This window comes from Mesorhizobium sp. M6A.T.Ce.TU.002.03.1.1 (assembly GCF_003997275.1).
Classification (GTDB): Bacteria; Pseudomonadota; Alphaproteobacteria; order Rhizobiales; family Rhizobiaceae; genus Mesorhizobium; species Mesorhizobium mediterraneum.
Genome location: NZ_RZTI01000175.1, coordinates 1 through 10001 on the forward strand (window position 1 = coordinate 1; position 10001 = coordinate 10001).

At 62.3% G+C, this 10001-nt stretch carries 10 protein-coding genes and 1 pseudogene; 4 read left to right on the top strand and 7 right to left on the bottom strand.

The features are described from left to right. Window positions 1–169: pseudogene (locus tag EOC93_RS35125) on the bottom strand (DUF2157 domain-containing protein); the annotation flags it as partial. Window positions 170–407: 238 nt separating this feature from the next. Between EOC93_RS35125 and EOC93_RS30435 the strand changes: the two are divergent. Further along, entirely contained in the window at window positions 408–548 is a 141-nt protein-coding gene (locus EOC93_RS30435) for a DUF1127 domain-containing protein (protein ID WP_006335194.1), read from the top strand. A 54-nt stretch (window positions 549–602) separates the two neighbouring features. Further along, window positions 603–743, top strand: a complete 141-nt coding sequence (locus EOC93_RS30440; protein ID WP_095485458.1) for a DUF1127 domain-containing protein — start codon at window positions 603–605, stop codon at window positions 741–743. Window positions 744–1056: 313 nt separating this feature from the next. Here EOC93_RS30440 and EOC93_RS30445 read toward each other — a convergent pair whose 3' ends face one another. Continuing rightward, window positions 1057–1635 carry a hypothetical protein gene (locus EOC93_RS30445; protein ID WP_245461586.1) on the bottom strand — a complete coding sequence of 193 codons (579 nt, stop codon included), beginning with the start codon at window positions 1633–1635 and terminating at the stop codon, window positions 1057–1059. Window positions 1636–1758: 123 nt separating this feature from the next. Here EOC93_RS30445 and trmFO point away from each other — a divergent pair, with 123 nt between their 5' ends. After that, window positions 1759–3168 carry a methylenetetrahydrofolate--tRNA-(uracil(54)-C(5))-methyltransferase (FADH(2)-oxidizing) TrmFO gene (trmFO, locus tag EOC93_RS30450; protein WP_127206475.1) on the top strand — a complete coding sequence of 470 codons (1410 nt, stop codon included), beginning with the start codon at window positions 1759–1761 and terminating at the stop codon, window positions 3166–3168. Window positions 3169–3192: 24 nt separating this feature from the next. On the opposite strand, the gene EOC93_RS30455 is transcribed toward trmFO, so the two are convergent. The 4 genes from EOC93_RS30455 to yajC form a co-directional block, all read right to left on the bottom strand. Next, window positions 3193–4044: a phytoene/squalene synthase family protein gene (locus EOC93_RS30455; RefSeq protein WP_164759337.1), complete on the bottom strand. Its 852-nt coding sequence runs from the start codon at window positions 4042–4044 to the stop codon at window positions 3193–3195. 1 nt (window position 4045) lies between these two features. Continuing rightward, complete coding sequence (locus EOC93_RS30460; RefSeq protein ID WP_127206476.1) at window positions 4046–4435, bottom strand: Mth938-like domain-containing protein; 390 nt, start codon at window positions 4433–4435, stop codon at window positions 4046–4048. A gap of 14 nt (window positions 4436–4449) precedes the next feature. Continuing rightward, complete coding sequence (gene secDF / locus EOC93_RS30465) at window positions 4450–7002, bottom strand: protein translocase subunit SecDF (RefSeq protein WP_127206477.1); 2553 nt, start codon at window positions 7000–7002, stop codon at window positions 4450–4452. A 331-nt stretch (window positions 7003–7333) separates the two neighbouring features. Next, a complete protein-coding gene (yajC, locus tag EOC93_RS30470; RefSeq protein ID WP_008876289.1) occupies window positions 7334–7672 on the bottom strand; it encodes a preprotein translocase subunit YajC in 339 nt (112 codons plus the stop codon). 281 nt (window positions 7673–7953) lie between these two features. Between yajC and EOC93_RS30475 the strand changes: the two genes are divergently transcribed. After that, window positions 7954–8829, top strand: coding sequence for an ATP-binding protein (locus EOC93_RS30475; protein WP_127206478.1), 876 nt, complete (start codon window positions 7954–7956; stop codon window positions 8827–8829). Between the two features lie 174 nt (window positions 8830–9003). Here the strand turns inward: EOC93_RS30475 and EOC93_RS30480 are convergent. After that, the coding region (locus EOC93_RS30480) for a LysM peptidoglycan-binding domain-containing M23 family metallopeptidase (protein ID WP_127206479.1) at window positions 9004–10001 on the bottom strand (998 nt) is incomplete at its 5' end.

Sequence of the window (10001 nt, forward strand, 5' to 3'; positions counted from 1 at the left end):
CGCCAAACAACAGCGCCGCCATCATCGCCAGGATCGAACCGAAGCTCAGCGATCTCCGTTGATTGGCTTCGACGTCGCGCGTCAGCGCGTCGGCTGTCGGGGCATCGATCAGGCTGGCCTGCAGCCATCGTGCGATATCGGCCCTGACGCGTGACGAATAGCTCGCCATACCTTTCTCCCCCAGCTTGGTCTTTTTTTTAAGCCGACCCGGCCAAATCGTTGACGCCACGACATTTTCCGATTCCGGCTTATCTATGTCGAACACGTGAGCGCCGCGTGATGGTGCATTGCACAATTTGCATTGCTGCCATGCACCAATAGCGCTTTTAAATCGATATGACCCCACCTATCTTCAGGGCGTACACAAAGACGGAATGATCCGAAAGAAAGACGAAACGAGAAATACCATGAACCTGATCCGCAACTACCGCAACTGGCGCCGCTACCGGGACACCGTTTCCGAGCTGAGCCGCCTGAGCAACCGCGAACTGACCGACCTCGGCATCAGCCGCAGCGACATCCACTACGTCGCTCGCAAGGCGGTCTAATCCTCTTCGGACCGCAAATGGTCCGAACCAGTTTGACTTGAAAAGAGAACGACAATGAACCTGATCCGCAACTATCGTAACTGGCGCGTTTATCGCTCGACGGTTACCGAGCTGGGTCGCCTTTCGAACCGCCAGCTGCATGATCTCGGCATCGTCCGCGACGAAATCAAGATCATCGCCCGCAAGGCGATCTAATCAAGGAATTTCGCCAGGGTCGACCTCCTCCCCGACCCTGACGAATACGGTCAGCCTTCACCTCCTCCCGAGGGTTGACCACAAAAACGGCGCCCGCCGCACCTCCTCCCGCGGCGGGCGCTGTTTCCCAGGGGCGAAACGAATTTCGTCAAAGCCGACCTCCTCCCCGGCGATGACGAATACGGTCGATCTTCACCTCCTCCCGAGGATCGGCCAGCAAAACGACACCCGCCGGACCTCCTCCCCCGGCGGGTGTTGTTGTTTTCAGGGTCGATTCACTCTGGGAGCCGTTTTGGCGGGACGTCCCCTGTCGTCAGTCCAGCGCACCGCTTTCCAGCACGCCCCGTTTCTTCCACTGGCTCAGCGGAAAAATGTCCGGCGCGCCGCCCATCGCCGCATACCAGGAATCCACCACCCATTCGGTGCCTCCGCGGTCGCTGATCACCGCCGTCCAATGGGGATAGCGCCCGTCGACAAACAGGCCTCGCGAGGCATTGTCCTCGACCTTGTGAAACCTGAGCAATTTTCGCTCGGCAAGGTAGACCAGCAGCGAATGCGTATTGGTCGATTCGTCGACACAATCCATCTGGCCCCTAATGCGCGATGCACCGAATTCCGACTGCGGCAGATCGCGAACGCCGGTAGCCCGGAAAATGCGCTGCTCGAAATAGCGGACAGCTTTCTTGACAGCGGAACGCTCTGCTTGGGGCGAACCCGCGCCCGCACGCAGGATGGAGCGGAAACGCGCGCTGTCACCGGGGCCAAGCGCCAGCATCGTGCGATAGTTGCAACTATAGCCATGGCATATGGGGATCCGCTTGGAAGCCGTCGCGGCCAGTTCGCCGGCGGCCGCTGATCCGCTCGTGGCGATGACGGCTATCAGAAAGATCACTCTGGCAAAGATCCCGAGACTCCCGTCCATTCTCCGACAGTAGACGATTGCAGCACTTGGCGCCAACAGCGCGGCCAACTCGGGCAATTGCAATCGCAGCTACAAGCGACTATTTCGGCGCTCATGAACAAGAATCCCATTCACGTCATCGGCGGCGGTCTCGCCGGCTCCGAAGCCGCTTGGCAGGCGGCCGAAGCCGGCGTTCCCGTTGTCCTGCATGAAATGCGCCCCGTCCGCGGCACCGATGCGCACAAGACGGATGGGCTGGCCGAGCTGGTCTGTTCCAATTCCTTCCGTTCCGACGATGCGCAGACCAACGCCGTCGGCCTGCTGCATGCCGAAATGCGGCTGGCCGGATCGCTGATCATGAGCGCCGGCGATGCCCACCAGGTGCCGGCCGGTGGCGCGCTTGCCGTCGACCGCGACGGATTTTCCGAAGCGGTGACCAACAAGCTCGAAGCGCACCCGCTCATCACCATCCAGCGCGAGGAAGTGCCCGGTCTGCCGCCTGCGGACTGGGACCAGGCGATCATCGCCACCGGCCCGCTGACCGCACCTGGGCTCGCCCAATCGATCGCGGAAGTGACCGGCGCGGATGCGCTCGCCTTCTTCGATGCCATCGCGCCGATCGTCCATTTCGACACGATCGACATGGACATTTGCTGGTTCCAGTCACGCTACGACAAGGTCGGACCCGGCGGCACCGGCAAGGATTACATCAACTGTCCGATGGACAAGGAGCAATATCTCGCCTTCGTAGGGGCGCTTCTGGAGGGCCAAAAGACCGAATTCAAGCAATGGGAAGGCACGCCCTATTTCGACGGCTGCCTGCCGATCGAGATCATGGCCGAGCGCGGCGTCGAGACGCTGCGCCATGGGCCGATGAAGCCGATGGGGCTGACTAATGCGCACAATCCGTCGGTGAAGGCCTATGCCGTCGTGCAGCTTCGCCAGGACAATGCGCTGGGCACGCTCTACAACATGGTCGGCTTCCAGACCAAGCTGAAGCACGCCGAGCAGGTGCGCGTGTTCCGCACTGTCCCGGGCCTGGAGAACGCCGAATTCGCCCGCCTCGGCGGCCTGCACCGCAACACCTATATCAATTCGCCGACGCTGCTTGACCATTCGCTGCAGCTGAAATCGCGGCCCGGCCTGCGCTTCGCCGGCCAGATCACCGGTTGCGAAGGCTATGTCGAAAGTGCGGCCATCGGCCTGCTTGCCGGTCGCTTTGCCGCCGCCGAACGGTTGGGCCACGCACCGGCGCTGCCACCGTTGACCACAGCCTTTGGCGCGCTGCTCAACCACATCACCGGCGGTCACATCGTCTCCGACGACGAGCCGGGAAAACGCTCCTTCCAGCCGATGAATGTCAATTTCGGCCTGTTCCCACCGGTGGAAGCACCGAAGTCAGAGGGAAAGCGCCTGCGCGGCAAGGACAAGACCGTCGCCAAGCGGCGTGCGGTGACGTCACGCGCGCTGGCCGACTGCCGCGAATGGCTGGGGCTGCCGTCGCGGGCGGAAGCGGCGGAATAGCAGTTACGGAGTTCGTGTCAGCCTTCAGGTGTCCGGCCAGCCTCGAGTCGCGCGGCGCAACAGCAGCCAATGGCGGCGCCAGGCCGAGAGCCGTGCCACGCCGCTCAGAGGTGAATGAGGAGAACTTTCCATCTTGCCGAGATAAGCGCGAGAGAGAGCCAGCGGCAGAAATGCCGGGCGCAGCGAAACCGGCAAAGCCGACGCGCCGCCTTCGAATGCCGCAAGATGCTCCCGCGCCAGCGCGATCATCGCGGCCACAGCGCGTTCCGCCCCCAGCCCACCATCGCCTGTAAAGAACTCCTCCGGCGAGGACCCTGCTGCGGCCAGAATGTCGGCCGGGACAAAGCATTGGCCGCGCTTGCGGTGCTGCGGCAGCAGCAGCAACAGGCCGGTCATCGCCTGGGCGCAGCCTGCCCTGCCCGCAAGTTCGGCAAACCGCGGCGCTTCGACGGGATCAAGCACCATCGCCGCCAGCTGGATGAGCGCCGCTGCGGTCTCGCCGCAATAGCCTTCCAGATCGATGCGCGACGGCATGGGGTCGTCATAGAGATCGAAAATGCGAGCTTCGAGCATGTTCTCGAAGGCGGGTTTTGGCAGACCGTAGGTGGAAATCGTCGCCTTCAACGCGTCCGCGACGGGATGGCCGCTGCCTGCCACGTCGTCATCGGCTGCGATGACATCGCGCCACCATTGCAGCCGCACCTCGCCGGGAAGCGCCTCGCGGATACGGTCGCGGATGCCTGATATCTCGGCATTGAAGGCATAAAGCGAAAACAGCGCGTCACGCTTGTCTTCAGGCGCATAGAGCGCGGAAACATAGCGGTCATGGTCGGCGGCTCGCACCGTTTCCATGACGATTTTGGCGTTTTCGCTCACGTCACTCGACGGCAATCAGTGCGGCGGCCACCGCACGGTTTTCCGCCAGAAGAACATTGTAGGTCCGCACGGCAGCGCCGGTCGACATCGGGTCGGCCGCAATGCCCGCCGCCTTCAGCGCGGCACGCAGCGCTGCCGGCAACGGCTTGAGATCCTTGCCGGCGCCGACCAGCAGGATCTCAACCTTGTCAGCCTCGTTGAGCAGCTTGGCGAAATCCGCCGCCGTCAGCGCCAGGGGATCAGCCGGCTCCCAACCGTAGATGCCCGACGGCAGGCACAGCAGCGAGCCGCGATGCGACATGTCGGCGAAACGGAACCCGCCATTGCCGTAGGCCTCGATCGGCGCACGGCCGGGGAAATGCGCTTCGCGGATGACGATGCCTTTTGCCACGGGCGCAGCAATCGTCAGGTTGCCACGGCTTTGCCGCCGCTCACCCGCTTCTCCTCGTCGGCCGCCGCGGCCTGTGGCCGCAGCTTGAACAGGATGAGCAACGGAGCGGCGATAAAGATCGACGAATAGGTTCCGAAGACGACGCCGAACAGCATCGCCAGCGTGAACGAGCGGATCACCTCGCCGCCGAACAGGACCAACGCCAGAAGCGCCAGGATCGTCGTCACCGCGGTCAGCGTCGTTCTCGACAGCGTTTCGTTGATGGCGTTGTTCAACAATTCCGGCAGCGGCATCTTCTTGTATTTCCTGAGATCCTCGCGAACACGGTCATAGACGACGATCGTGTCGTTCAGCGAATAGCCGATGATGGTCAGGATCGCCGCCAGCGACGATTGGTTGAATTCGAGCCCAGTGATGACGAAGAAGCCGATGGTCATGACGATGTCGTGGACCGTGGCGATGATGGCGCCGACCGCGAACTGCCATTCGAAGCGGAACCACACATAGGCCAGGATGCCAAGCAGCGCGACCAGCATAGCGATCGTGCCTTGCTTGGCGAGCTCGCCGGAAACCGTCGGCCCCACCACTTCGACGCGGCGGAAATCATACTGGTCCTGCAGCTCGCCGCGCACCTTGTCGATGACGGTCTGCTCGGCATTCTCGCCGCCATCCTGTGTGCCGACGCGGATCAAAACGTCGTTCGGCTCGCCGAATTGCTGGACCTGCACTTCGCCGATGTTGAGTTCCGTCAGCCTGCCGCGGATATCGGCAAGATCGGCGGTGCCATCCTTGGCCTGCACCTCGATCAGCGAACCGCCCTTGAAGTCGATGCCGTAATTGATGTCGACGGTCATGAACAGCACGACCGACAGCACCGATAGCAGGCTCGACAGAGCGAACGTCCAGCGGCGGATGCCCATGAACGGAATTCTCGTACCGGGCGGAATGAAGGTCACCGGCGCCCGCGGCAATTCCTTCGGCCGCGCCCGGCGAAGCCAGATCGACACCAGCAACCGGGTGAAGGTGAAGGCGGTGAAGACGGTAGTCAGAATGCCGATGGCGAAGGATATGGCAAAACCCTTCACCGGCCCCGTGCCGATCCAGAACAGCACCACGGTCGCGATCAGCGCTGTGACGTTGGAATCGACGATGGTCGCCAGAGCCTTGGTGAAACCGGTGTCGATCGCCTGGATGACCGAGCGGCCGGCTCTTCGCTCCTCGCGGATGCGCTCGTAGATGAGAACGTTGGAATCGACCGCCATGCCGATGGTCAGCACGATACCGGCAATGCCCGGCAAGGTCAGCGTCGCTCCCAGAAGCGACAGCAGCCCGATGATCATCGCCACATGCACCGCCAGCGCAAGGTTGGCGAGGAAGCCGAGGAAGCCGTAGGCGACGAACATGAAGGCGACGACGAGAATCGACCCGACCACGCCGGCGACCTTGCCGGCGTGAATGGAATCTTCGCCGAGCCCAGGACCTACCGTGCGCTCTTCGATCACCGTCAGCGTCGCCGGCAGCGCGCCGGCACGCAACAGCACGGCGAGGTCGTTGGCGCTCTCGGCGGTAAAATTGCCCGAGATTTGGCCGTTGCCGCCAAGGATCGGTTCGCGGATCTGCGGCGCCGAAATCACCTGATTGTCGAGGATAATGGCAAACAGCTTGCCGACATTCTGCGAGGTCGCCTGGCCGAAGCGCGCCGCTCCCTTGGAATCGAAGGTGAACGAAACCACCGGCTCGTTGGTCTGGGAATTGTACGTCGCCTGCGCATCGGTGAGATTTTCGCCCGAAACGATGACGCGGTTCTCGATCAGGTACGGAACCGGCGGATCATCCTGCGAATACAATACCGACGATCCCGCTGGCGGACGACCGTTGAGCGCGTCCTGCACCGGCATCGACTGGTCGACCATCTGGAAGGTCAGCTTGGCGGTCTGGCCAAGAATGTCCTTCAGCCTCTGCGGATCCTGCAGGCCCGGCACCTGGACCAGAATGCGGTCTTCACCTTGGCGTTGCACGATCGGCTCGGTGGTGCCGAGCTCGTTGACGCGGCGCTCGACAACCTCGAGCGACTGCGCCAACGCCGTCGACGTGCGGTACTTGATGCCGGCATCGGTGACGGCGAACTTGAGCAGGCCGGGCTCGGAATCATCAAGCGACATCTCCTGGACGGAGCCGCCGCTGAACAGGCCGGCTGCCACCGGGTCGGTCAATGTCTTCAGCGCCGTCTTGGCGGCTTCGAGCTGACCGGGATCGGTGATGCGGACCTGCACGGCCCGGCCTGATCCGGAAAGGCCGGTGTAACCGATCTTGGCGTCGCGCAGGCGCGTCCTGATTTCGTCGCGTGTCGTCTCCAGCCGATCCTTGATCAGATCGTTCGGATCCATCCTGAGCAGGATATGCGAGCCGCCCTGCAGATCGAGGCCGAGCGTCATCTGGCGCTTCGGCACCCAATTAGGAAGCTGGGCCAGCGTGCTGGCAGAGAAAAGATTGGGCGCAGCGAGGATCACTGTGGCGGCCACGGCCAGCCAGATCAGGATCATCTTGAAGCGCGAGAAATAAAGCATATGGCGTCGTCCGTCAGGGCGTTCTGGCGGATCGTTCCGCCTGGAATGGGGTTATTTCTTGGCGTTCTGGTTCGCCAAATGCTCGCCTCGAGCACAAGGCAGTTCACTTTGGTGCTGCCATCGGGCTTTCTTCAACTATTGTCAATCTTGCTGGCAAGGCACCAGCGGGCAATAGCACGACGAGATCGTTGGCGACCTGGACGGGGCGAGCGGGCTGGCAGCGAGAAGACTGGGCGCATCAGAGCCCCTGCGATGGCCACAGCCACCGCAGATCAGAGTCATCGGCGTCGTCCGTCAGGGCGTTCTGGCGGATCGTCCCGCCGACATCCGATTATTTCTTGGCGTTCTGGTTCGCCACCGGCTCGCCCTTGACGCGCACGTCTGCGATCGTCGAGCGCAGCGCCGTTACCTTGGTGCCACCGCCGAGATCGATCTCGAGTTCATTGTCGTCGATCACCTTGGTCACCTTGCCGACGAAACCGCCGCCGGTGACGACCGTGTCGCCGCGGCGAACCGCCGCCAGCATCTCGCCGCGCTTCTTCAACTGCGTGCGCTGCGGCCGGATGATCAGAAAATACATGATCACGAAAATCAGGACAAACGGCAAAATGCTGATGAACATATCCGGGGAGGCGCCGACGCCTTGGGCATATGCCGGTGTCACGAACATCGAGGTACTCCTGAATTTTGAAAAACGGCCGCCAAACCGTCCTGGGAAAATTTGGCGGCCCCGTGAAATTTCGCCGGAATATAGTCGGTAAAGTTGCCAATGCAACTGCGGTCAGGCATTTCGGCTGCTTTTCCGGCTGGTTGAGCCGTGTTAGAGCATGATCCCGAAAACGACGCCCGGTTTTCGGAAAAGATCATGCTCTAACAAAAGGTTGGAACTGGTTCCGAAATGCCGGAACCAAATTGGGTTCCGTGTCATCCCCTCCTGAGTGCAAAGATAAAATGAGCGACAGCACCATCGAAGCCCTGAACAAGAAGCTCGACCGCCTGATCGAGGCGGTCGCCCGCCTCGCTCCGCCGCCGGTGCCGGAAACCGATCTCGGCAAGGCCGATTGCTTCGTCTGGCAGGCTGATGCCGGCTATCTGGAGCCGGTGCTCAAGGTCAATCGCGTCGACATCGGCCTGATCCGCGGCGTCGACCGCGTCCGCGACATATTGGTCGACAACACCGAGCGCTTCGCTTCCGGTTATGCAGCCAACAACGTGCTGTTGTGGGGAGCGCGCGGCATGGGCAAGTCCTCGCTGGTCAAGGCCGTGCACGCGGCGGTCAACGCGTCGGCAAAGCTGGACCTGCCGCTCAAGCTCATCGAGATCCACCGCGAGGACATCGACACGCTGCCGAAGCTTATGAATTTGCTGAAGGCAGCACCTTACCGCTTTGTCCTGTTTTGCGACGACCTGTCCTTCGACCATGACGACACGTCCTATAAGTCGCTGAAAGCGGCGCTCGAAGGCGGCGTCGAGGGCCGTCCGGCCAATGTGATCTTCTATGCCACCTCGAACCGGCGACATCTATTGCCGCGCGACATGATCGACAATGAACGCTCGACCGCGATCAACCCATCGGAGGCGGTCGAGGAAAAAGTTTCGCTGTCCGATCGTTTTGGCCTCTGGCTCGGCTTCCACAAATGCTCACAGGACGAGTATCTCGACATGATCGACGGCTATATCAGCCATCACGGCCTTGCCATCGACCCCGAGACGCTGCGCGCCGAGGCGCTGGAATGGGCGACGACGCGCGGCAGCCGTTCGGGCCGCGTTGCCTGGCAGTTCACCCAGGATCTGGCAGGCCGGCTCGGCAAATCGCTCAAGGATTAGACCATGATCCCGAAAAGTGGAGCCCGGTTTTCGGACAAGATCATGGTCCAGAAAAGCGACTGAAAAAGCCCGCCCCTTACGGAGCGGGCTGAGCCGGCGGGCCGGACTGGAGGTCAGGCGGCGCGCAATCGCTTTTCTTCTTCTATTCGAGATAGGTCGAAGGATCGACTTCCTTTATTCAAGATAGGTCGAAGGATCGACCGGCGCCGAGTTCTTGCGGACTTCGAAATGCAGTTTCGGCGAGTCGGTGGTGCCGCTCATGCCGGACTGCGCGATTTCCTGGCCGCGCTTGACCTTCTGGCCGCGCTGGACCTCGATCGAACGGGCGTGGCCATAGACCGTGACCAACCCGTTCTCGTGGCGAACCAGCACCGTATTGCCGAATTCCTTGAGACCATCGCCGGCATAGATGACGACGCCGTTCTCGGCCGCCTTGACCGGGGTTCCTTCCGGCACGGCAATGTCGACACCGTCCTTGCCGCCGCCAAAGCCGGAGATCACGCGGCCGCGCACCGGCCACCGCATCTTGCCGATGCCTGTGGCGTTGGGCGCCACCGCGTCATCGTCCTCGGCCTGCTGGATGACCTTCGCATCCTTCTTCGGCGGCGTGTAGGCGGCGAGCGTCTCCGACGGCGTGGTCTTTGCCGCAGGCGAAGTGGTGGCTGTCGTTACCGGATCGACCTTTGCCGGCTTGGCGCTGGCAACCGTCGCGGTTCCGCCGGCCGGCACCTTCAGGGTCTGGCCAATCTTGAGCAGGCCGTCCTGCATGCCGTTCGCCTGCTTCAACGCAGCCACGCCGACGCCGGTTTTCCTGGCGATGGCCGACAGCGTATCGCCCTGCTGGACCGTGTAGGCGCCACCGCCACTAGTCGTCTTAGGCGCGGTTTTTCCGTCTTTCGGCTGGTTTGCGGCCGCCGAGGCATCCACCTGCGCGGCGGACTTGCTCTCCTTGAGCTTCGGCTGCTGCGGCAGCACGGCCACCATCTCCGGCGCCTTGGCCGGCAAATCGCGCTTGGTGTCGTTCGCAGGCTTGGCGTCGGCAAGCTTCGGCGCCGGTTTCTTGCCCGAATAGGCATAGGCCGGGATGACGAGCTTCTGGCCGGTCTTCAGCCCGTTGGTCGCGCTCAGCCCATTGACCTTCATGAGAGCATCGGCGGGCACGCCGGAGGGCC

Coding starts and splice junctions, on each gene's coding strand:
- EOC93_RS30435 (WP_006335194.1), top strand. CDS start 408: ATGAACCTGATCCGCAACTACCGCAACTGGCGCCGCTACCGGGACACC.
- EOC93_RS30440 (WP_095485458.1), top strand. CDS start 603: ATGAACCTGATCCGCAACTATCGTAACTGGCGCGTTTATCGCTCGACG.
- trmFO (WP_127206475.1), top strand. CDS start 1,759: ATGAACAAGAATCCCATTCACGTCATCGGCGGCGGTCTCGCCGGCTCC.
- secDF (WP_127206477.1), bottom strand. CDS start 7,002: ATGCTTTATTTCTCGCGCTTCAAGATGATCCTGATCTGGCTGGCCGTG.
- yajC (WP_008876289.1), bottom strand. CDS start 7,672: ATGTTCGTGACACCGGCATATGCCCAAGGCGTCGGCGCCTCCCCGGAT.
- EOC93_RS30475 (WP_127206478.1), top strand. CDS start 7,954: ATGAGCGACAGCACCATCGAAGCCCTGAACAAGAAGCTCGACCGCCTG.